The following is a 23,232-nucleotide window of genomic DNA, read 5'->3' on the forward strand; positions in this document are numbered from 1 at the left end:
TTCAATTATCATGGCTCCCAACGAACTGCATTATTTCAGGATAGCTACAGTAGATGACAGGCAAGCGTTACGCACATTTCTTGCTGACCAATGGAATCCCGAGCTTATATACCTGAAAAGCGACCTTCTCCTTGATTACGACTTCCGGTTTGAAAACAACCTGAACTTCTTGCTGGCACTGAATCAGGATGATCAAATTGATGGAATCCTGGGGTTTATTTTATATGGTCAGGAATACAAAAACAGCGATGTTTTTACGGTATTGTGGAAGGTAAGGCCCAAGAGTGGAGATCCGATGTTGGGTATGACGCTGTTGGATAAACTGATCTCCGAATTTGGTTTCAGAATTGTTTCTACTGTAGGTGCTAACGCTAAAACCCTGCCTATATATGAATTTATGGGTTATAAAACCGGTCAGCTACAACATTATTTTATACTGAACGATCAACTCTCCGAGTTCAATATCTGTACAAATACTCCCAAAATAGGTGATGATAATAAACCAATACCGCAAGCCGGTAAGCAATTGGTATCTTTTGAATCCTATGATAAGCTGACCGTATGCTTCAATCCGGAAAAATATAAAGAACGCATACCCTATAAATCCCCACAGTATATCAATAAACGTTATTTCAACCATCCCTTTTATATCTATAAGGTTTTAGGCATCGCTGATGTGAACGGTGTGGTCAATAGTATTTTGGTGGCAAGGGAAGTTGCCCAGAATGGATCAACAGTATTAAGGGTGGTTGATTTTATTGGTGATAAAGCCGATTTGACAGGCATTGGCACTTCATTAAAGGCTCTTTTATACGGGAACGGATATGAATATATCGATTTCCTTCAGTATGGAATTGATCATGATATCATGTTGGAAGCTGGCTTTCAGTTGAGAGATAATTATGAAGACCTGATCATCCCCAACTATTTTGAACCGTTTAAACAAACTAATATTAAAATTAACTTTTTCACTACTGCCAGCGAACCGTTTTATATTTTTAAAGCTGATGGTGATCAGGACCGCCCGAGCAGGATTAATGCATAACAATTAATTGTATCAGAATGAGCAAGAAATGTACGATCATCATGTATCATTATGTTCGTGATCTTAAGCATACACGATATCCTGAGATCAAGGGTTTGGATCTGTCCTTATTCTATGAACAAATAACATACCTTGAAAAAAATTATTCCATTATTAAAATGGAACAATTGATTGACGCCATTGACAACGATGCTGAATTACCCCCTAATGCCTGCCTGCTCACCTTTGATGATGGATACATTGATCACTACACCAATGTATTTCCATTCCTTGAGAAGAAAAAATTGCAGGGTTCCTTTTTTTTACCGGTGAAAACTGCACTCGAGAATGAAATACTGGATGTAAATAAGATTCACTTTATACTAGCCAACGTCGCTAACAAAGAGTTGATTGTCCAGGAAATTTTCCAGCAGCTGAATGAGTATAGGGAAACCTACAACTTGCAATCTGATGAATTCTATTTCAAAAAGCTGGCAGTGGCTAACCGATATGATTCTGAGAGCATAATTTTCATTAAACGCATGCTTCAGGTCGAACTGCCGGAAATTGTCAGGAATGCTATAACAGATGCGCTCTTCCGCAAATTTGTGAGTGCAGATGAAAAGGCCTTCAGCAGAGAGCTTTACATGGGTATAGAGCAGGTAGAATGCATGCAGAGAAATGGAATGCATATTGGAGGACATGGAAATAACCATTATTGGTTAGGTTCGTTGAGCAAGGAGCTCCAACGCATTGAACTGACGGAATCAGTTAAATTGGTAGAAAAGATAGGCGGAAATTTGGATTACTGGACGATGTGCTATCCGTACGGGAACTATAACAATGATACCATTGACCTGCTGAAAGAATTGAAGTGCAAGGCTGCCCTTACTACAGAAGTAGACATCGCAAAGGTTTCAGATGCCCGAAGGTTTGAACTGGCAAGGTTAGATACGAATGATATTCCCAAAAATGGAAATGCGCAGGTGAATGATTGGTTTGGGAAATCCTGAGGCTTCGCTTTGAACGGAAAATCAAATATATCCGGAACTTTTTCTAAAAAATGAATTTGATATCTGATAATAGTTTCAGGTCTGTTATTAAGGCAAAAAACGTAGCGTCTGCATCAGTGCAGACGCTACGTTTTTTGCCCGGAAATTACTCTGCGCCATCCGCCTTGGCTCTTTGTATTGCATAGTTGCCCACATTCCTACCCACGACTAATCCCACTCCACAATCACTTTTATTGTAGTGAATTCCGGCATAAAACCTGGACCTGGCAGCTTCCTCAGCCATCGCATCATAAGCAGCAGCCCTTTCCGGAATAATATATCCCAGTATCCTTGCAGCTGCGCCACTAAATGTTGAATGCCCTGATATATAAGACGGAAAATTCGGTACGCCTGTAAGTGTCTTTATGTTTGGATTCATCTGGCATGGACGGGGATTAAAATAGGCAAACTTGGTATCCCAGCAAACGATCGCTGCATCCATTTCAGTCATGGCAAGAAGCGCCATATTCCGCGCCCAGCGAACTTCACTAAAATTCTTCCTGATGAAGTCTTCAGCAGCAATCGACATCCAGTGGCCGGGCGGCGTATAGGTGCCAGCACCGTCGGCCCAAAAATCTATAATACGCATCTTCTCACGGGATGGATGTGAGGTCTGGTAATATACCTCTTCGACCTCTGCTTTCATGTCAGCGCCGGAGGTTGAAGGTGGCGGACCAGGACGTAATGCGATAACTGTCAGTGAATCGAAAAGGAAGGGTTTCACTTTTCCGAACAAAGGCAGCATAGGAGGACGTTTGGGAGTTTCAAGACTTTTCCAGGGAATCTCTCCCTTTTCAGTACAATCATCTTCTAATTGTTTCCAAAGTGTAGCGTTGCCTACAGCAGCACCAGCCCTGTCTCCTCTTGCTCTTGCCACAAATTTCTGCGCCACTGCTTTACCCAAAGCTTCACCAGCCTCTATATCGCTACGAACGTTGGCGCCTGCAATAATGCGAGCCCGTTTCTGCTCTTCTGCTTTTTGTTGAATGAAATCCTGATCGCCGGGAAAAAGTAGCTTCATCATTTCTGCTGCTACACCTGCTAATACTGCATCTTCTGAAGGATAAGAAGGGAGATCGGATTTCGGAATAAGCACATTCAACGTACTATCCACTTTGTAAGGTGCAGCACGATTGTATAAAGTCTTGTAGTACCAGGCTGCGATGAGTGCATCATATTGCGCAGCTGATACATAAGCGTAAGCTCTTGCTGCATATGGAGGATTGGCAAACGGGAATTGAGGGTATGCCAAAGGATTACTGGCACTGGGTATAGGATAAGTGCCATCCTCATTTTGATACGGTGGCAAATTATGTTTAGCTACCAGTTCGCGCAATATCTCATTCCACCGTAGTACGGCCCCGGCACTCCAGTATTTTACTATTCTTTTTTCTTCACTGGTCAGGTTTGCCTGCCAGGATTTTATTTCATTGATCTGTGCAATGTAGTCGGGAGACGTAGTAGCTCCCGGAGCCGCCACTGCAAATTCTGATGGCGATGTAAGTAGTACAGGCTTCCATGTTCCTGCGTTCAGATCGATGTTGGATGGAGAAAGAGCTGTAATATCATCTGTTCTTCCTTCGATATCCTTGTTGCAGGCAGTAATGGCTATTGTTGCCGTTGCAAGAACGATAACAAAGTAAAAAATTATCTTCTTCATATCAGTTAGCTTTTAAGGTTGGAGCAGTAGATTTTGACTTCCGTGAAAAGTCCAGAATATAAAAAACGGAACCATAGACAGTGGTTGTCTGTCCCACATTTCTACCGGCAACCGTAGTATTGCCACCTGCTACTATTGATAATTGTGGCAAGGGAGGAAGGACGTATTTAAAATTTCCACCGACAGTAGTCGCATTCATTTTGTTGCTGGGAAAAGGCATATTATTCCGGGTAATATCAAATCCGCCCAATGTAGTCCAGATATTTACTACAGCCTCCGCTATCCACCGTTGATTTCTAAAGCCGGCCCGAAAATTATAATTGGAGGCATCCGGCATTTCTACCTCATGAGTATTGTGCATTTCGGTAGTATAATAGGACTCCCGGTCAATTTTAATATTATCCCGGAGCAGGTAGGTGGCAGAAGCTGTGGCAAAAAAGTCTCTCCACTTGTAATCCACCATTAGTCTTCCTAAAGCTGTTTTGCTATGGAGACCAATGGAAAGCGGCAGATAATCGGGCGTATAATCGCTTAAAGGAAAAGACACGCCGGCAAGCCCCAGGACAGATAACTTTCCGTTGCCCAGTTTTGTTTGAAATGGCCGCCATTTCAGAAAAAGGCTAAGATCCTGCATCCCATCCAGGCCTTGCAATGTTCCGGCAGATGCTTTTGTTTTGACATAGGGCACATTAAAAAGTACACTTAACTTCTTTGAGATTCCATAGTTACCCATTACGGCGAGCATCCTGGTAGATATGGTCCCCAGATTTTCATTGTCTCTTTTCCGTGTTCCTTCCCAATAATTTTTCCAGCTGCTGTAGCTATACATAGGTCCTATACAAAATTCATTCTTCGCCATCATGAGCGCATCAATATCTGTTTGTGCAGACAACGAGTGAGGTAATAGCATGGCAAATAATAGCATTGCTGCTACTGCCGTTTGAGTAGTTAATTTTTTCATTGTTCAAGATTTTGGTCATAAAACCTCATAGGTATGTCACTTTCATAACGTACACTATTGTCCTACGAAATATAAGAGACTAATTGAGATATAAACTTCCTTCGGTATAGAACAGCATGACGATTCATCGTAAACTGCTTTAAATAAAATAATAAACGAATACGGGAATATTATAAGTTAATACTTACAACAATATGTTCACTGTATGGAATATGCCTCGAACTTCCACATAAAAATAACTTTATTTCGGAATATTGGAATAGTAGTTCTATCGATTAAATTTTCAGCGCTTTCAGATTTAGCGCCCACGAGCGTTTCTTTTTGCACATCACATATATCACATTCATTATCAACCATTAATAAATCACTGAAAGATAATAGTCAATTTCCACGACCAAATATGTCCACTTCGGCCAAAGTGGCTTTTATTTCGGTCTTCCCAGCAGTAATTTGCAGTTATGGAAAACATTAAACAATACGGGAAAAGGGTAATCGCGATCTTACTGCTGCTTGCACTCTTCGCGGCAGTTCTACTTGAATTTTCTTCCGCAGGTCAAAAAGCTGCTGCAACCTGCATTGTAGGGGCGCCGTAAAAGCACAACACCCTCCATCTTAAACCTTCTCTCCATCGCGCCGGCCTATAAGATATCTTTTCAAAACATACAGCGGATCCACTGTACTTAAGCACTTCCCGTTAATTGACAGCTATGAATCACATTGTCTTATATCGTTTATTAATAAGCAATAGTTCATCTTCCTTTAAACCTAATTGTTGCAAGATGCCATTACATTCAGCCACTCTTTTTTCATCACCCACAGCCTCTGCCAGTTCCATACGCCCGCACTATAACCAGGCAGCCCATACTGGAATTGGTCTGCTTGTCCATTCCTTAAAATATCTCTCACCTCCTATTCTATTATTATAACCATCATAAATGCTGCGTATCTTTATTCCGGTTGATTTAAAATAAATTTATGTCAAACGCTATCCTTAACAATTCCAATGATCCGCTTCTCCAGGCGTTTATAGCCGGAAAATCAGCACATACCCTGATGTTGCTTCACCATTTTATAGACCAATATCAACAACTGGGCGATATATACCTGTATCCCACCAAATCTATGATCGGTATTGGCAGTGGAGATATACGTATAGCATGGATCACGCAATTAGGGAAAAACTTCGTACATGTTGTGTTTCCTTTTGAACAACCCCACACAGACAATCTCTGTTTCCAGAAAATAGCACCGGTACCTGGCGATGCCCATCAGTTTAACCATCATTTCCGCATGCTTTTTCCGGGAGATATTAATGAAGAGGTATTACAGTTCATGCGATTATCACTGCAGATCAGGAAATCCTAACCGAACTGGCAGATCAAAGTAATTATCCTTTACCAATCACATACCATCCCGTGCCATTCCTTTCACTTCGTAAGCAAACCGGATATCTGTCTGCAGACAATACCTGGCGACCATCATCAGCATCTCTTTGCATAGTTTTTGTACCTCTATAAATGTTACAGAGCGCCAGGCATTTCGAGATGCGCTCAAACAGTTGAGCTGATAACAATAAAAAACATGCAGCTTTCCGAAATCATACAAGAAAAGATCAGCAGAAACGGTCCGATCTCCTTCCGGGATTTCATGGAAATGGCATTGTATTATCCTCAGTTAGGATACTACACATCTGATCGCAATAAAATTGGCGCAAACGGAGATTATTACACCAGTACTGATCTGAGTGCTGTTTTCGGCGCCATGCTCGGCCGTCAGCTTGAGGAAATGTGGAATTTGATGGGGCGCGAAGCGTTTACTATAGTTGAATATGGAGCGGGAACAGGTGCACTTTGTCATGATCTGTTGGATTACCTGAAAAACAACCAGCCGTTTTACAATCAACTGAGATATTGCATAATTGAAAAAAGCCCATTCATGCGGGAGATAGAAAAAGCGTACTTATCCGAAAAGGTAGAATGGTATGATTCTATTGCTGATATTGGTGACTTTACGGGCTGCGTTCTATCTAATGAACTGCTGGATAATTTTCCGGTTCATGAGGTTGTTATGGAGGATGAACTCATGGAAGTGTTTGTAGACTATGAAAGCGGATTCTCCGAATTGCTGCATCCGGCACAAGAAGTACTTAAAGACTATTTAAAACAGCTGCATGTAACTTTACCCAAAGGGTTCCGGACAGAAATCAATTTACAGGCAATAGACTGGCTCAGGGAAATTGCACATTCATTAAAGAAAGGATTCGTGTTAACTATTGATTACGGCTATTCTTCTGCTGAACTATACCGTGAATACAGATGCCAGGGCACGCTCCTATGCTACCACGAACATCAGGTTAATGATGATCCCTATCACCACATCGGGGAACAAGATATCACAGCTCACGTGAACTTTTCTGCGTTGAATCATTGGGGTTTAAAAAATGGATTGGAATGTTGCGGGTTTACAGAACAAGGTTATTTTCTGCGCTCTCTTGGACTAATGGATTATTTACGCACGCCCGATCAGAATGTCGAAAGTGAATTGCTCTCCCTTCCTGTAAAAGCCATAGCCATCCATCGTTTACTGAATAATATCGGAACACAACTGAAAATATTCATCCAGCGGAAAGGGCTGATAGCAACAGAATTAACAGGCTTTGCACTGGCCAGGATGTTCATATAAATGAAAATTACAAACCCTGTAGGGAAAGCCACCTACAAGGTTTTGTAATTTTTCGCAAATACAGGTTATTGTTTTGTCAGCGTATACGTCATCCTATCTCCCTGTGTAATCCCATTCTCTACATAACAGATCAGCGTTTTACAATCATAACTGGTAATAATCCCCTGTTGCAGTACACCATTTATGTCGATGGTATGACCATCCAGCTCCCAGGTACCCTGTTCAACCTCATGTGATGGACAGACAGTACCGGCATCCTTGTCAATCATTGATGTACTACCTGCTGTCCCGGAGCCCGATTCCACAACCCGGCAGGTCTTGCCACCAGCCAGACCGGATTCCCAGGTTTTGAAATACCGCCGCGTATTTCCTCCTATCGTTGATTCTGTAAGTACCCGCCCTCCTAAAAAAAGCAGAGGCGTAAAAGGCATCACCGAAGATGACTACCGGTTATCTGTTGACTCGACCCATAAACCGAAATGATATTCTATAATCACTGTTGCCTGGAAACAGAAAACCCGCTCCAAAAGTGAGAGCGGGTTTTCCGTTTAAGTTCAATAGCACATGTCCTGCAACGCCCCATTTGGCCGAGGACCTGAGGAAAAAAGGTTCCTTATTCCCTGATAATTTTCACGCTGCTCACCTTACCATTATGAACCAGTTTTACCACATACATACCCGCCGGTAATGAAGCCGCAGATACTGTTTTTGTGTATGTTCCCATTGTAAACCTTCCATTCACAGGCACCAGCAATTGTTTACCACTCATATCATATACAGCCAGTGTAGTGTATCCATTTGATGGCAGGTTGAATTTCACCGTAAAGGATGCTCCGGCAGGATTAGGGAATACTGTGATGGCCGACAGGCTTACCGCTTTGCTGGCTGCCAGGCCGGTTGTTGTCTTAATTTTCACCTCCGCATAGCTATTCCACTCATTTACGTTGTTACCATGTCCGAGAATACGCACATACTTCGCTGCTCTGCCTGTAAAGCTGAAGCTCTCAAAACTGAGTGAAGTACCACTACTTTGTAAGCCGGTAGCTGCATTAGTCCAGTTGGTACCATCCGGGCTGACCAACACATCAAATAGCGCACGACGGGTATCACCTTTGTAAAACGCAATATCCACACCTGTAACAGTAGCCGTGTTACCCAAACAGAATTGTATCCATTGTCCGTTTCCGGTTGCTGACCAGCGGGTATTCAGATCGTTATCAATTGCATTTGCTGCCACATTTCCATCATCGCTGCTTGCAACCACCGGAACACAGTTTGGATCGCTTGTAGAATCCGCAATCACAGCAAGTTGCGGACGGTTGGCCCCTGATTCTTTCGAATTCAGGAGTACGCGCGGATCGTGCGCCTGCTGACTTTTCAGTGCCAGTGTTATCTTTCTCCGTCCTGCTGCCAATTCACGCTGTACATAGCTGGTCACATCCCATGTGTAATATCTCGCCGCCTCATTTGTAAGTATGGCAGATGACAACAATGTAGTATCAGCTGCTGGCTTATTATTCCAGGTGATCGTTTTTTCAGACCAGGTAGTATTACTTACCGGATAAGCACCTACCGGTACATTGGTAACTGCACCACCAGCATCCACATTACCAAATACTTTCAGTACCACCGATGATACGCTTGCAGCATTGGCCAGATCGAAGGTAAGATAAGACTCACGACCATTATTTGCCTGTCCTGCGGGAGCTACTTTAGTGATGAGAAGCGTAGAATCGCTGACGCCAAAAGTAGTAGCAGCATTTGTTCCGTCCCTTACATATGCATCCTGTACCGGCGAAAGATTAATAGCGGCAGGTGCTATTTTAAATATTGCCACAAAGGTAGTATCATTATCAGTGATCCTGATATTCTGCACCCTTGCACCTCCATGTGCCCAACTATCGAAAATATAGGTTACTCCATTAAGTGTTTGCGGAGAAGGAGCATCCATTGCTCTTACCATACCGGATAACGTTGGTGAAGAATACGGTGTGGTAAAAGGAATATTATTGAGACGAAGCTGCAGACCCGCAGGCTCTGTTTTCAGCGTTATATTGGATGTGACAGGAAGCATTTCCACATAAGTGGTATCCGTCTCTCCCCTGCTATCCTTTACGGCAAGATAAATACGATACCAGATATCTGTTTCCGTATGACCTTCAGCTGAAATAACAAAAGTTCCAGCTTTAACACTGTCCGTCAATTGCGGTCCCGGATGGACATGATTCGCATGATGAAAATCAACCCACCAGTGAAATGCATTAGCAGGAAGCGTACCATCTTCCGTATCAGTACCAGTACCCGCAAATGAAACGGTATCTCCGGCGCGGAATTTAGCATTGTTAGCAGGCGCAGTAATAGTAGCAACAGGTAAAACGTTCGGTTTGGCAACAGTCAGTCTTGCATTACTACTGGTAACACTACCTGCACTGTTGGTCACTACTACACTGTAAAGACCAGAATCTGCCGGTTGTACATTGGTAATCGAATAACTGGCTGCCGTTGCATTAGTGATATTGCCTCCGTTCTTTCGCCACTGATAGGTAGGTGAAGGATTACCGGTAGCGACTACGCTAAAGGTCGCCGTTTGTCCCTGTGGTATTGTAAGGGATTGTGGCTGTGTCGATATTGCAGGCGCCTGTGTACCTGTGTAAATAAGTTTGTAAAGTGCACTGTTATCCCTGCTGAGGAAATAAAGATTGCCATCAATACCCTGTTTAATATAGACAAGTCCTCCGCCAAAACCGGTAGCAAAAGCCGTCCTTGTGGGAGATGCAGGATTTAAATAGTTAATCCATCCACCGCAATAGTCCAGGAAAAAATATTTACCGTTGTAGGTAGCAGGATAGTTGCTGATGGCACCATTGAAAAAGGTTCCACCATTGATGGCGCAACCTTGTCCATCGGGAGGAGTGCCGTCCCTGTTGGTGCTATACCTGTAAATCGGATTGGTTAAACCTGTACAGTTGGATGAACAGGTACCTTCCTGATCCGGCCATCCAAAGTTGCGACCACCGGTAGAAGCATCATTGATTTCTTCCCAGGTGGATTCACCAACATCATTGATAAAGATCTTGCCGCTTACGGGATCAACGGCATTCGTAAAAGGGTTACGCAGACCATATGCCCATACACGGCTACGGGCCGCACCACCACTAAAAGGATTCCCCGTAGGCACTGAGCCATCGGTATTAATGCGCAACAATTTCCCCATATAGCTGTCGAGGTTCTTCGCATTGTCGCCGACTTTATTATCTCCTACAGAAACATATAGCTTACCATCATTACCAAAAGATAAGCCTCCTCCATTATGATAAATGGCGCTTAATGTCGGAAGATCCAGCAATACTGTTTCAGCGCCGGCAACATCTCCTGTCATCGTAAAACGGCTCACACGGTTATGTGGCCCGGAGGTATTGGTGTAATACAGATAAATGTAATGATTGGTGGAGAAGCCGGGATCCACGGCAATCCCGATCAATCCCCGCTCTCCACTGGCATTAACAGAAAGCGTGATAGCAGGTGTAGATAATAAACTACCGTTTTTGATAACACGTAACTGACCTGTTTCCTGACACACGAGGATACGGCCGTCAGGTAGAAAAGCCAGCGCAGCTGGGCTGCTGATGCCACTCGCAACCTGTACGCGTTGAAAATTGGCAGGTAATGATTGCGCCCTGATCGAGAGCGATAAAAACAATAAGAATAGCGGTAGTAATAAGCTTGTAATAGCGTACTTTTTTTCCATAATAGTTTTTTGAGGGAATGAAATATCAGGTAATTCAGACATACTTCTTCTGTCACGTACAAGCTTGTAAGCTATACGCAGCAGTATGGTTGCATGCAGACATGCACATCCTGTTAACGGGATGCAATTAACTATTGGATTCTCATAACGTAATTTTTTAAGGATGAACAATAGGGTGATTATATACACAGAATATAGGAACAAGGCATGCTACAATACTTTGCTACATGGCGTTTCCGAATAATATAGGTTACAATTTTCTCTACCGGATTTTATAGGTTCATCAGCTACATTACTGAAGTTATGCAAACGTTTGCTACAAAAGGCATACTATTTTCACATTTCCCAATACTATATTTCATCAATTGGGTTTACGCCGGTGCGAAACCGTTCCCTGGCAATCCATTTTTCTGAAAGAACATCAGTTGAAAGTATGGGAGCACAATTATATAGCCTAAAATAAAGAAGAAAGCGGGCCCGAAATCATGGGGCCCGCTTTCCTGGCTTCAATTGCTGAGCCACAAAAGCTACTATCTCAGTAATTCTTTTTTCCCTCGTTTCTGTCCGTTTCGCAAGAACGAGCTTTTGCAAAAAGCCCTTTCTAACAGACCGGCTTAAACTCACAAAATAAGCCTTTGAGCCCGGGTGAGACTTGAATGCTTTTTCAAGGTCTTTGGGGATCTTCAATTCTTCTACATCATCCAAAATTGACCAGCTCCCGTTTCGCTTTGCTATTTCAATACTTTCATATCCGGCTTGCATCATAAGACCTTCGCCTATCAACCGCTGCACCTTCCCTTTGTTAATCTTTGACCAGACACTATTCGCTTTTCTCCGGGTGAAGAACTGCATAAACTTTTCATCGTCAATCGGCCTTGATGTACTATCTATCCATCCGAAACAAAGTGCTTCATCTACAGCATCACTCCAGGTTATAGTAGCAGTATCTGCCTTCTTTTTATAATAGATCAGCCAGATGGATTGTGTTGTGCTGTGATGCTCTTGCAACCACTGCCTCCATTGCAGGCGGTTTGCCGGGTAAAAAGTCTCTATTACCTTATCCTGCATGATTTCTATTTCATAGTAACCAAAATAATGCTCACGAAGAGAATCCCCACTAAATGATAGGTACCACTAATAATCCCATAAAGGATCGGCCGGGGGATATTTGGGTTGATTGCAATATTCACTGTATTGGCAAACAGGTATCCAATACCAACAAGCAAAGAGAACTTCAAGGCATCGCCCAAAGAGTCAATATGCAGCGCATAGATCAAAACAGCGCTTGCAACTGTAATCACAAGAGAACAAAGTGCAGGCCCGACGATGAAAATAGGTTTATTCTGTAACGTTTCGTTTTCACGCCCCAAAGAAATCCTGTACTGCTTGCTGAAGAATAAAGTAAACCATAAAGCGCCGAGCAGAAAATACCCAACAAATGCGACTAATACACTGATCCAGTTTAGATTTGCTAATTGACTAATCATAAAAAATCTCTTTTTTTGTTTATGCCGCAAAGCTACAACCGGTGGTATGACAGCCTTATGTCAGGGGTACAAAAGAAATTAATAATAACGGTCAAAATATTCCTGTAAGGTCATACTGTGAGGGGTAAACTTCTCAGCAAGAATGTGCAACTTTTTAATCCTGTCCAGCCGGAAATACCGGAACTCATTACGTAAACGGCACCAGGCTACCAACAACCAATTCCCCTGTGTACTTAATAAGGCAAAAGGTTCAATCAACCTGGTTGTTATTTGCTCCGCTTCATTAGTATATTCAATCTGGGTCAGATTAAAATTGGTAAGCGCAAATTGCAGTTCCGATAAATTATTGCTATTTCTTTCGCTGTTAATATTCTGATCAAACCGGGTTCTTTCTGCAAGCAGGTTAGCTTTGTCTCTTACACTATACCCCAATACTGCCTTTATCTTGTCAATAGCTTCCATGTAATCTTTGACAAACGAAGCGTCCTTGTTCTTCAGCACTAATTGTTCTGCCAGGATCAGGGCATTGGCCTGGCTTTCAGTAAACATCACAGGAGGAACTCTGTACCCCTGCATTAAAGTATACCCTTTGCCCTCTTCCGTCAGAATCGGCACACCTGCCTGTTCCAGTGCTTTTATGTCCCTGTAAATAGTCCTGATACTAACAGAAAATCTGTCAGCCAGCTCTGTTGCCGTCAAAAGACGCTTGGTCTGCAATTGGATCAGGATTGCCGTCAGTCGGGAAAGTCGTTTGGTATCGGTGTCATTCATTATAGTCTCAAAAATATTATATTTTTCCTCCCCCTTTAATCCCCGCTTTAGCATAGACAGAAAATTCTAACTAATAAATACGGGGTATCTTTACAGTAAATACCGCCAAAACTCCACTATATACCGTGGAATATCCGCCTATTCACGATATAAAGTGAGTCCCTCCTATCCAAAACCCACACAAATAAATAATAATCAACAGCTTAATCACATGGCACATCGATTGTATTCACTTTGTCAAATCACCTAAAACTACAAGTTATGACAGCACTTACCCAAATCCTCCACAAGCTTTTTCCGGAAAAAGCAACGCCGGTAACGCTGGTACAAACAGCGCTGCAAGAAACACATGAATACAATGCCTGTGAGGGATGTGAATTTCTGGACGAACCTGCTATGCTGGAAGAGCCATCTGAGGATGAAAATGAAGCAGAATAACCGGACACGCCATTTTTTTTAAACATCAGGTTATTATATGCACATTGGCAAATCCTATAAGTTTTCTGATTTTCTCATCTGGACAAGAAGAAAGATATACATATTGCTTATCCTGGGTACTCTCCCGGTAGTACTGTACCAGGTCCTTGGAGTAAAATGGCTGGTAGTCCCCTGGACTGTAGTATCACTTCTGGGGACTGCCACCGCCTTCATCGTGGGCTTTAAAAACACCCAGACATACAACCGTACCTGGCATGGACATGAGATCTGGAGCAACATTGACAGCAGTAGCAGAGCCTGGGGCATTATGTGCAGGGACTATCTGCAGGATACAACGAAAATCCAGACGCTTTTCCACCGTCATTTTGCATGGCTGACGGCTCTGCGTTATCTGTTACGGGAAGAACGCGTATGGGAAGTGGCTGACAATCGCCCAAATACAGAATACCAGCGGTACTATTCCATTCCCGAGCGACAAACTCCCCTTGAAGATGAGCTGTCGAAATATTTATCTGCCGAAGAACGGATCTATATTTCCGGTATCCGGAACAAGGCATCACAGCTGCTGGCATTGCAAAACAAGACTGTTAAAGAGATCTATGACGGTCAGGCACTGATACCCCTCCAATTCCAGGAAATGCAACGGACGCTGAACACACTCTACAGCCTGCAGGGACAATGCGAAGCCATCAAGGAGACACCTTATCCCAGGCAGTACTCTATTATCCATACCCTCTTTGTCAGGATATTCTGTGTACTGCTCCCGTTCGGCATGTTGCAGGAGTTCGACAAGCTGAATAACATTGTAACAGGCGTCATGAAGGGACATATGATCTGGCTGGTAATTCCCTTCAGCCTCCTTACCTCCTGGATGTACACTTCCTTGGAACAGGTAGGCGAAAGCACCGAGAATCCCTTCGAAGGCAGCCCTAATGATGTTCCCATTTCACAGATCTGCCGGAACATTGAGATAGATCTCCGGGAGATGCTGGGTGATAAGGAATTACCTCCTCCAATAAAAGCGCAGAACGACATTCTTATATAATAAGTCAAAAAAATTTCATCGGAATTTGTCCAATAAACAAAAACCGATTGTCATTAACACAGAATAAAACCTAGTACAATGAAACAACGGGTCAATTTTTATCAAAAGGGGGCGAACGCCTTGAAAACACTCTTTAATGTTGGTGCGTATCTTAAGAAGTCTCCCCTGGAACCACAGTTGCTGGAACTGGTCGACTTCCGGGTATCCCAGATTAATAGCTGCGCTTATTGCCTGGACATGCACTCAAAGGATGCCCGCGCTCACGGGGAAACTGAGCAACGCTTATACAGTGTAAGCGCATGGCGCGAAACACCGTATTTCACAGAAAGAGAAAGGGCCGCACTGGCATGGGCAGAGGCTGTTACCGCCTGTAAAGTGCCTGATGAGGTTTATGCGGAGGTAAAGGATCACTTCACTGAAGAAGAGCTTGTTGACCTGACGCTGGCCATTTCAAACATTAATACGTGGAATCGTTTTAATATTGCATTCCCAATGCCTGATGCCGTAGGTACTTACACGGTTGGGCAATTTGGTTGAGCAATCAATTACTGATGTACTAAATCCACATTTTATGAATGAATTCTTATTAGTGTTCCGCCGGGACTTCAAAACGAAAGAAGTCCAACCTTCGCCCGAAGAATTGCAGGCACACCTGAGCCGCTGGCGGGAATGGTTTCGCAGCCTGGAATCGCAGGATAAGCTGGCCAGACCTTTACAGCCCTGGGAGTCTAATGGACGGGTACTGAAACACGATAAGAGTGTGACGGATGGTCCCTATGCTGAGATCAAGGAATCCATTGGTGGCTTTATAGTCATAAAGGCCGCCGACTATGAGGAAGCCGTGGAAATCGCGAAAGGGGCCCCTATCCTTGAACTGGGAGGAACTGTGGAGGTACGTATGGCAGTGAAATAAAACTGTTTAACACAACAAATAAAAATGCCTTCTTATTTTTGCAGAAGGCATTTTTATTTGTTAGCATGGAAGAGAGAGCGCTGTTACCTCATTTATTCAGGACTGAATACCAAAAACTGGTTTCGGTACTGTGTTATCTGTTTGGTATCGAACATATAGCAGTGGCAGAAGATATTGTAAGTGATACATTTCTTGCCGCTACCGAATTGTGGAGTGTAAAAGGCGTACCTGATAACCCAACGGCATGGTTATATACGGTAGCCAAAAACAAGACAAAGAACTGGTTGAAGAGGAACTCATTCTTTCAGCAAAAGCTCATGGTCGACCTGCAGCACAACACACCACAGGGAGAAGAGATCGAAATAGATCTTTCCGAACAGAATATCACCGACAGCCAGCTGGCAATGATATTCACCGTATGTCATCCTTCTATCCCCACCGAGTCACAGATAGCCCTCGCACTCAACCTGCTCTGCGGATTCGGGGCGCAGGAAATTGCCGATGCCTATCTGACCAATAAGGAGGTAATCTACAAAAGGATCAACCGGGCAAAGGAAAAATTAAAGGAAGCGGACATCAAAATACAACAGCCAACACTTGCAGAAATTAATGACCGGCTGGAAACCGTACTTAAAACATTGTACCTGCTTTTTTCTGAAGGCTACTACTCCACCTCCAATAACGCTGTACTGCGAAAAGACCTTTGTATAGAAGCCATGCGGCTGAATTATCTGCTGGTGGAACATCCCCATACCAATAAACCTGTTGTAAATGCGCTGCTGGCATTAATGTGCTTTCACTCTTCCCGCTTTGATGCGAGATTAAATGATACAGGGGGAGTGATCCTGTATGAGGACCAGGATGAAACGCGCTGGAACCGGGAGTTGATAGAACGGGGTGAGTACTATCTGAATGAAGCTGCCGCTACCCCAACCATCACTAAGTATCACCTGGAGGCAGCCATCGCTTATTGGCATACCCACAAAGCCGATTCCGGAGAGAAATGGGAAAGCATCCTGGACCTGTATAATCACCTGCTGATACTGGAATACTCACCGATTGCCGCATTAAACCGCGCCTTTGCGCTCGCTAAAGTCAAAGGCAAACAGCAGGCGATCCCGGAAGCAGAAAAGCTCCAGTTAACCGGCAACTATTTTTATCACGCATTGTTAGGCAACTTATATACTGATATCGATGACCATAAAGCGCTGCAATACTATGAAACGGCTTTGCAGCTGGCCAACTCGCCAGCTGATAAAGAGCTAATGACAAAAAATATTGATCAGTTAAACCATAAGCAAAACAACTAAAAGCCTCCTATTATCCTTCTCAGCATTAAAGCAGGCTTTTTATATAGAATACAATAGGCATCGACGCAAACGCCAATGGAATAATGACCGCAAAGAGCCAGATACCCGTGAACTGTATGATAGGCGTGTATCTTTTATGTACCATCCCCGCCGTCCGGAAAGCACTCTGAAAACCGTGGTACAGGTGATAGGACACCGCCACCATAGCTACCAGGTACAACAACGAATACCACCAGAGGCTAAAGCTATGCGCTACTATCGCATACAGATCTTTTGCACGTACGATCTCGACATTATTCTCTGTAGTCACTGCATATTCAAAATCCGGTGAAACCGGCTCATAAACGGTAGAAGTCAGTTTTCCTCCGGTCAGCAGTTCTTTCCGGTATTCCCGGTAAGTACCATCCATGAATTTATACCTGGCCCAGAAGTTACTCATATGTATAATGAGGAATAGGAAAATGATGCTGCCCAACAGTCCCATATTCAGGGAGGCCCACTTAACGGGAGTTTTGGGCGCAACAGCATATTTCACAGGACGCGCCTGACTGTTTTTCACGGTCAGTACAAGCGCATAGAAGGCATGTATCAGTATAGAGATATACAGCCCATAGCTGATAATTTCAACAGGCAGGAAGTGGGTCATAAAATGGGCATAGATATTAAAGGCATAACCCTCATCACCGGCAAATAATGTGAGATTGCCACCCAGGTGTACAATAAGGAAAAGACAGAGGAATAATCCTGTCATGGACATGATCAGTTTTCTGCCAATGGAAGATTGGAAGAATTGCGAAAACTTTATCATAGCAAATGGTTTTAATAAAGCCTTTACAACATTGCAAAGGCTTTATTTGTTCTTGTTCAGTAATGCTTTCAGGCAGCGGTGATCGCCATACGCACTTCAACGATAGCACCGTATTTGATGATCGGACAGCCTTTTGCAATTTCTACTGCTTCGTCATAATCTTTGGCTTTTATCAGGAACAGGCCACCAATAGATTCTTTACCTTCAGCATATGGCCCGTTGGATATATGATCTTTCTTTTTGTCATGTTTAATTACACGGCCGTCAACATCCCAACGTTTTGGAGGGGCTACCAGTTTATCCTGTGCTGCAATGCCGGCTACCCATTCCTGATAAGGTTTGAGCGCTTCTTTCATCTGCTCTGGGGAAGGCGCCGGGTTAGCACTAGTCAGATCTCTGTGGATGACTAAGAGAAATTCTTGCATGTCTTTGCGGTTTTAATGTTAATGTTAATAATGATGATATGTTAATTGACATCAATACTGATGATGAGATTCCATGCTTATAGCAGTGTTGTCTGCTGTAAATATGCCTGTTGCATACCTTTGATGATAAGAGCAACATCTTCTTCAGATTTACCGGTTTTCCGCTCAAGTCTGACATACAGCTCCTTTTCTTTTCCAGTTTCAAAGACCAGATCTTCGTCAGACAGTTCACTGAAACGCTGTTTGAGTAATTTCTTCAGTACCGACCATTGGTATCCCCGGATGTTCATTGTTGCATATTTATTTGTTATAGGATGGTTATCTAACCTGCCAGGCGCTGATGTGTCATTGCGTTGTTGACCGGATGTCGCAGAGGATACCACGCCGGCGTTAGGGAAGAACTATGCGCGAACGGGTGGAAAGCGCATACCTGTTACAACAGCCGCAACGAGCTGACACCCGTCATCTTCGTTACAGACAGCACATGGCAAGTTGTCAAAGCAGGAGGTTTCTATACTTTAACCGGCTGGTTAGCAAACCATGTCTCGAAATCAATTTTGCCAATACGTGGATCAGGGCCAGGAACCAGCGACTGATCATTCAGCTCAGCGCCAAAATACAGGGCATGTGCATCGGCAACTATAGCGCGTGAATCTCCCATTTTGTTCAAATAACGACCAACCAGCGTTGACAGGCCCACTCTTTCCGGACCGGCAATCTCTATAATGCCATTGAGCGGCGCCCCCACAGCAACGTCCGTTACTGCGGCAGCTACATCATCTGACGCAATAGGCTGTATAGCAGCTGGCGACAAATGAATAGCCTCTCCTTTTGCTCCTGAAGCAGCAATACTGCCCAGGAACTCAAAAAACTGGGTTGAGTGTATAATAGAGAAAGGAATACCCGACTGCCGGATAAGATTTTCCTGCACTAGTTTTGCACGCATATAGCCGCTATCCTGCAGTCTTTCAGTACCCACCACAGACAAAGCGATGTGATGCTTAACCCCTGCTTTACTTTCTGCTGCCAACAGGTTATGACCTGCAGTTTGGAAGAATTCCATTACAGCCTTGTCTTCAAAAGATGGAGAGTTAGCCAGATCTATTACCACATCTGTTCCCTTCATAACCTCCTCAAGACCTTCACCTGTAATAGTGTTCACACCCGATGCAGGAGATGCTGCAATTACTTCATGGCCAAGTGCACGAAGCTTATTTACTGTCTTAGAGCCGATAAGGCCGGTGCCGCCGATTACTACGATTTTCATGATCTGAATTTTTATTAGTGCCTGTATTCAGGCTGGAGTTAAAAAATTTTGTTTAGCCTTCTCCGTTATTCCCGGCTTCCCTTTCTTTGCTGGTTTGGCGGGGAATACTTTTAAGCGTTCATTGACTTTCGCTTATTATTTTACAAGCCGGATGCCAACCACTTAATCAATTAAAAATCAATTCACTACAAGGAAAACAGCATCTTTCCTTTCACTTTATTAAGAGAATTGTTACCGGCTTTCACTAAATACCGTGAGCGTATCATCCGTATAAAATAAAAAAGGCCGGAACAGTATATGTTCCAGCCTTTTTTACTTATTAAATAGCCTATTTTAAAAATAATCTGCTTTTGAGATACCCAGTTTCTTCATCTTGGAATGAAGTGTGGTACCCGGCACCTCCAGGATTTCTGCTGCGCCTCCAGCGCCCGAAATCTTGCCGCTGCATCTCTTCAGCACACCAATGATATGAGCACGCTCGATCTGTTCCAGCGTAACGTTATAGAATCCTGTTATCTGCCTGTCTTTTTCTTCATGCCGGGGCAGGTGGATCTCTGTTAACGTATGCCCTTCGCATAAGAGGACGCTTCTTTCTATCAGGTGCTCAAGCTCCCTGACATTACCCGGCCATTCATAACTTCTTAATTCCTGCAATACCTGGGGAGATATGCGGCTCACTTTCTTACCGGCATTCTTACTGAACCTGGCGAGAAAGAAATTGGCCAGCGGCTCAATATCTTCCGGCCGTTCTCTTAATGGAGGCAGACTGATGGGAAACACATTCAGCCTGTAATAAAGATCGGATCTGAAGCGGCCCGCCTGCACTTCCTCTTCCAGGTTACGGTTAGTAGCTGCAATAACCCGCACGTCCACCTTAATAGTGGATTTGCCCCCTATCCTCTCCAGTTCCCGTTCCTGCAATACACGTAATAATTTAACCTGCAGCTCCAATGGCATTTCTCCTATTTCATCCAGAAACAACGTGCTGTTGTTTGCCAGCTCGAACTTGCCGATCCTTTTGTCTATGGCGCCGGTAAAAGCGCCTTTTTCATGACCGAAAAGTTCGCTTTCTATCAGATGGGCTGGTAAAGCAGCGCAGTTCACTTTCACCATTAATTTGCTCTTGCGGGGGGACGCATTATGAAGCGCCCGCGCAATCAATTCCTTCCCAGTACCTGTTTCACCCAGTAAGAGTACCGTTGAGCCGGATTCCGCCACCTGTGATATCAAACGGTAAACCTTCTGCATCTCGGCGCCACTGCCCACGATCTCCGAAAAATTGTAGATCGTTTTGATCTGCTCTCTCAGATAATCATTCTCCATTTCCAGCTTCTGCTTATAAGCAAGGATTTTTTCATTGGCCCGGATATTCGAGATGGCGATAGATACCTGTGCACAGATCCCCTTGATAATGGTTAGATTGATCTCATCCATCAGCAACCAGAAAGTTCCCACATTTACATTACCTACACGCAACAGCGCACCGAAGGCATTCTTTGCCCCCACGTCATTCCAGAGCTTGATATATTTACCCGGATTGCCCAGTCGCAACTCTTCTTCAACATTAAAGACAACCGTTCCGCTTTCCAGCACTCTCGCAGTAAGTGGCTCATTTACGTCAATATTTTGGGATGCCAGCATTTTGAAAGTCTCGCTTACCTTTTCAAACATACTTTCATCATATATATAAGGGCTGAGTGTAACCCCATCATCCTCTATGATACGGATCATAGCCAGCTTTACCTTCAACACTTTCTGCAGCACTTCGGAAATCGTCACTCTCAACTCATCTTTTGTACGTACGGAGGCGATGTTATGACTGAATTCAACCAGGAAAGACTGCTCCCTTTCCTTTCGTAATAATTCCTCATTTGCCATGATATTGGACATGGCAACCGAGGTCTGTGCACATATGCCCTGTAGCAGGGGCATATTAATGTCTTCGATACCCAGCCATAAAATACCAAGTTTCGTATCTCCCGTACGCAAAGGTGTGCCCACCATCGTTTTGAGCCCCATCCTTTTCCAGAATTGCACGTATCTGGGTGTATTCTCCCGGTTGACCTCCATATTTACACTGAAGAGAAGGGGTATTTCACTATTGAGCACTCTGTTTTGCAGCCCATCCTCAATAGGGAACCTTGCAGAGCTTATTTCCTGCAGTTCTTCATCATCATCCGGAATATTAAGGGCGTCAAAAATATAAGCGGTCATTGTAGACCGGTCATCATTAAGCTTACGGATAACATAGCCCAGCTGAGGCTTTAATTTTCTGAGACACCTACGCAGCACTTCCGCGAGGTCTTCCTTACTTCTTACACCAGCTATATCGCTACTGAAATCAAGCAGGAATGATTTTTCATTCTCTCTTTTCAATATCTCCTCATTGGCCGATATATTACTGATCGCAGTAAAGACCTGGCCGGATATACGCTGAATGATACTTACTGCCTCTTTCCCAAAGGTGCCCACCTTGTCAGCGAACAACATCAGACTATACTTGGACGAACCGTTGTCGCCCAGTATCTTCACGATCATTTCCCGGGCACCCGTTTCATAATGTATCTTAAACCACAGCGGCGCCTCATCTATGTCGAAAGACGCCATATCAATGACCAGGGGCTTGTAGTAAAGGGAGGCTATATCGTATATACCGTCTTCGACAGGCGTCGGCATGTCAAGCGCATCTCCAAAATCCGACAACTCCCGCACAGTAGCTTCTGCATCGGCGAGGTAAGCTTTATAGTTCTCCTCTGATTCATCCATCACCGTCATCATACTATGGGAAAAACCAATGACTTCCCGGAGACCGGAGTTGATCACATTCAGCATATCCCGGCGGTTCCTGACCTTCACCATTTCATTACTCAAGGACAACAGCACCTCGTTAAGCATCTCTTCACGCTTTATCTCCTCATTCTTTATGATATTAAGCACAGCACCTGAGATCTGCGGGGCAATGCCCTTTATGATGCTTTTAAATTCGTCAGTAAAGCCATTGACATTTACAACATACATATGCAGAAAACCGATTACCTGGTCCTTGCTTTTAAGAGGGGTCATTAAGATCTCCCTTACGCCACCTTCATAATTAACCCTTAAGAAAGGAGGGCTTCCCGGAACATCCATGATATCTTCCAATATAAAAGCACTAGGCTCGTCGTTTTTCAGCACCTGCTGGATAAACGGCTCGTCCAGCGGAAAATGTCCCGTCACCAGCGAAGAGTAAACAGGGTGGGTTTTAATGGGAGAAGAAGTAGGATCGAGCAGAAAAGGTGTATAGACCCGTGCTTCATGGTCTATCAGACTAACAATGGAATGGGTAAAAGGGAACATTTCCTTCAGTCTGGACGAAAATAAAATGATCAGATCATTCTTCTCCCGAACCTTCGTGATGTCATCTCCCAACTCCAGGAGTATCCTGCGCTCATTTTCCAGCAACTTTACCCGCTGGTCTAACACAGTGATACGGTCTTCCCCACTCCCCATTTCCGGTTTTCCATTCGCCATTGTGCTCTTCATATTTTTCATGCTATATATTAACAGATTGATAATTGGGTTCAGCTGCTTTATATACATGACAATTGAAAAATGATATCTGGACAAATTCTGCCTGATATTTTGCCACTCTTAAAATTTAC

24 protein-coding genes are annotated in these 23,232 nt (G+C 43.8%); 10 read left to right on the top strand and 14 right to left on the bottom strand.

What is annotated here, in order from left to right:
• Window positions 1–10: 10 nt before the first annotated feature.
• Window positions 11–1,045: a hypothetical protein gene (locus F3I09_RS03370; protein ID WP_149693618.1), complete on the top strand. Its 1,035-nt coding sequence runs from the start codon at window positions 11–13 to the stop codon at window positions 1,043–1,045.
• A 17-nt stretch (window positions 1,046–1,062) separates the two neighbouring features.
• Complete coding sequence (locus tag F3I09_RS03375) at window positions 1,063–2,037, top strand: polysaccharide deacetylase family protein (RefSeq protein ID WP_149693619.1); 975 nt, start codon at window positions 1,063–1,065, stop codon at window positions 2,035–2,037.
• A 145-nt stretch (window positions 2,038–2,182) separates the two neighbouring features.
• On the opposite strand, the gene F3I09_RS03380 is transcribed toward F3I09_RS03375, so the two are convergent.
• A complete protein-coding gene (locus F3I09_RS03380; RefSeq protein ID WP_149693620.1) occupies window positions 2,183–3,736 on the bottom strand; it encodes a vanadium-dependent haloperoxidase in 1,554 nt (517 codons plus the stop codon).
• A 1-nt stretch (window position 3,737) separates the two neighbouring features.
• A complete protein-coding gene (locus F3I09_RS03385; RefSeq protein WP_149693621.1) occupies window positions 3,738–4,697 on the bottom strand; it encodes a transporter in 960 nt (319 codons plus the stop codon).
• Window positions 4,698–5,155: 458 nt separating this feature from the next.
• Between F3I09_RS03385 and F3I09_RS34560 the strand changes: the two genes are divergently transcribed.
• Window positions 5,156–5,290 (top strand): hypothetical protein, encoded by a 135-nt coding sequence (locus F3I09_RS34560; RefSeq protein WP_255479288.1) that lies wholly within the window; start codon window positions 5,156–5,158, stop codon window positions 5,288–5,290.
• Window positions 5,291–5,409: 119 nt separating this feature from the next.
• Here F3I09_RS34560 and F3I09_RS34565 read toward each other — a convergent pair whose 3' ends face one another.
• Window positions 5,410–5,532, bottom strand: a complete 123-nt coding sequence (locus F3I09_RS34565; protein WP_255479289.1) for a hypothetical protein — start codon at window positions 5,530–5,532, stop codon at window positions 5,410–5,412.
• Between the two features lie 140 nt (window positions 5,533–5,672).
• Between F3I09_RS34565 and F3I09_RS03390 the strand changes: the two genes are divergently transcribed.
• The gene (locus F3I09_RS03390) at window positions 5,673–6,062 is read left to right on the top strand and encodes a hypothetical protein (RefSeq protein ID WP_149693622.1); all 390 of its coding nucleotides are present in this window, start codon (window positions 5,673–5,675) and stop codon (window positions 6,060–6,062) included.
• A 36-nt stretch (window positions 6,063–6,098) separates the two neighbouring features.
• On the opposite strand, the gene F3I09_RS33955 is transcribed toward F3I09_RS03390, so the two are convergent.
• Entirely contained in the window at window positions 6,099–6,251 is a 153-nt protein-coding gene (locus tag F3I09_RS33955; protein WP_188133664.1) for a hypothetical protein, read from the bottom strand.
• A 93-nt stretch (window positions 6,252–6,344) separates the two neighbouring features.
• Between F3I09_RS33955 and F3I09_RS03395 the strand changes: the two genes are divergently transcribed.
• Window positions 6,345–7,379, top strand: a complete 1,035-nt coding sequence (locus F3I09_RS03395; protein WP_223233117.1) for a class I SAM-dependent methyltransferase — start codon at window positions 6,345–6,347, stop codon at window positions 7,377–7,379.
• A 65-nt stretch (window positions 7,380–7,444) separates the two neighbouring features.
• Here F3I09_RS03395 and F3I09_RS03400 read toward each other — a convergent pair whose 3' ends face one another.
• The 5 genes from F3I09_RS03400 to F3I09_RS03420 form a co-directional block, all read right to left on the bottom strand.
• Complete coding sequence (locus F3I09_RS03400) at window positions 7,445–7,810, bottom strand: hypothetical protein (protein WP_149693624.1); 366 nt, start codon at window positions 7,808–7,810, stop codon at window positions 7,445–7,447.
• 182 nt (window positions 7,811–7,992) lie between these two features.
• On the bottom strand, window positions 7,993–11,127 hold the full coding sequence (locus F3I09_RS03405) for a PQQ-dependent sugar dehydrogenase (protein ID WP_188133665.1): 3,135 nt from the start codon (window positions 11,125–11,127) through the stop codon (window positions 7,993–7,995).
• 483 nt (window positions 11,128–11,610) lie between these two features.
• Window positions 11,611–12,195 carry a YdeI family protein gene (locus F3I09_RS03410; RefSeq protein WP_149693626.1) on the bottom strand — a complete coding sequence of 195 codons (585 nt, stop codon included), beginning with the start codon at window positions 12,193–12,195 and terminating at the stop codon, window positions 11,611–11,613.
• Between the two features lie 5 nt (window positions 12,196–12,200).
• Window positions 12,201–12,614, bottom strand: a complete 414-nt coding sequence (locus F3I09_RS03415) for a DUF1761 domain-containing protein (RefSeq protein WP_149693627.1) — start codon at window positions 12,612–12,614, stop codon at window positions 12,201–12,203.
• 78 nt (window positions 12,615–12,692) lie between these two features.
• On the bottom strand, window positions 12,693–13,385 hold the full coding sequence (locus tag F3I09_RS03420) for a YafY family protein (RefSeq protein ID WP_149693628.1): 693 nt from the start codon (window positions 13,383–13,385) through the stop codon (window positions 12,693–12,695).
• A gap of 261 nt (window positions 13,386–13,646) precedes the next feature.
• Here F3I09_RS03420 and F3I09_RS33960 point away from each other — a divergent pair, with 261 nt between their 5' ends.
• The 5 genes from F3I09_RS33960 (at window position 13,647) to F3I09_RS03440 (ending at window position 17,091) form a co-directional block, all read left to right on the top strand.
• Window positions 13,647–13,823, top strand: a complete 177-nt coding sequence (locus F3I09_RS33960) for a hypothetical protein (RefSeq protein WP_188133666.1) — start codon at window positions 13,647–13,649, stop codon at window positions 13,821–13,823.
• 37 nt (window positions 13,824–13,860) lie between these two features.
• Window positions 13,861–14,868 carry a bestrophin family protein gene (locus tag F3I09_RS03425; RefSeq protein ID WP_149693629.1) on the top strand — a complete coding sequence of 336 codons (1,008 nt, stop codon included), beginning with the start codon at window positions 13,861–13,863 and terminating at the stop codon, window positions 14,866–14,868.
• Window positions 14,869–14,946: 78 nt separating this feature from the next.
• A complete protein-coding gene (locus tag F3I09_RS03430) occupies window positions 14,947–15,405 on the top strand; it encodes a carboxymuconolactone decarboxylase family protein (RefSeq protein WP_149693630.1) in 459 nt (152 codons plus the stop codon).
• Window positions 15,406–15,439: 34 nt separating this feature from the next.
• The gene (locus F3I09_RS03435) at window positions 15,440–15,781 is read left to right on the top strand and encodes a YciI family protein (RefSeq protein WP_149693631.1); all 342 of its coding nucleotides are present in this window, start codon (window positions 15,440–15,442) and stop codon (window positions 15,779–15,781) included.
• Between the two features lie 65 nt (window positions 15,782–15,846).
• On the top strand, window positions 15,847–17,091 hold the full coding sequence (locus F3I09_RS03440) for an RNA polymerase sigma factor (RefSeq protein WP_149693632.1): 1,245 nt from the start codon (window positions 15,847–15,849) through the stop codon (window positions 17,089–17,091).
• 25 nt (window positions 17,092–17,116) lie between these two features.
• On the opposite strand, the gene F3I09_RS03445 is transcribed toward F3I09_RS03440, so the two are convergent.
• The 5 genes from F3I09_RS03445 to F3I09_RS33965 all read right to left on the bottom strand — a co-directional run bounded on the left by F3I09_RS03445 (window position 17,117) and on the right by F3I09_RS33965 (window position 23,122).
• Window positions 17,117–17,899, bottom strand: coding sequence for a succinate dehydrogenase cytochrome b subunit (locus F3I09_RS03445; RefSeq protein ID WP_149693633.1), 783 nt, complete (start codon window positions 17,897–17,899; stop codon window positions 17,117–17,119).
• A 68-nt stretch (window positions 17,900–17,967) separates the two neighbouring features.
• Entirely contained in the window at window positions 17,968–18,324 is a 357-nt protein-coding gene (locus F3I09_RS03450) for a YciI family protein (RefSeq protein ID WP_149693634.1), read from the bottom strand.
• A gap of 77 nt (window positions 18,325–18,401) precedes the next feature.
• The gene (locus tag F3I09_RS03455) at window positions 18,402–18,614 is read right to left on the bottom strand and encodes a general stress protein CsbD (RefSeq protein ID WP_149693635.1); all 213 of its coding nucleotides are present in this window, start codon (window positions 18,612–18,614) and stop codon (window positions 18,402–18,404) included.
• A 221-nt stretch (window positions 18,615–18,835) separates the two neighbouring features.
• The gene (locus F3I09_RS03460) at window positions 18,836–19,591 is read right to left on the bottom strand and encodes an SDR family oxidoreductase (protein ID WP_149693636.1); all 756 of its coding nucleotides are present in this window, start codon (window positions 19,589–19,591) and stop codon (window positions 18,836–18,838) included.
• A 333-nt stretch (window positions 19,592–19,924) separates the two neighbouring features.
• Window positions 19,925–23,122: a sigma 54-interacting transcriptional regulator gene (locus F3I09_RS33965; protein ID WP_223233118.1), complete on the bottom strand. Its 3,198-nt coding sequence runs from the start codon at window positions 23,120–23,122 to the stop codon at window positions 19,925–19,927.
• Window positions 23,123–23,232 lie beyond the last annotated feature (110 nt).

Origin of the sequence: Chitinophaga sp. CF418 (assembly GCF_900142925.1) — a bacterium.
Classification (GTDB): domain Bacteria; phylum Bacteroidota; class Bacteroidia; order Chitinophagales; family Chitinophagaceae; genus Chitinophaga.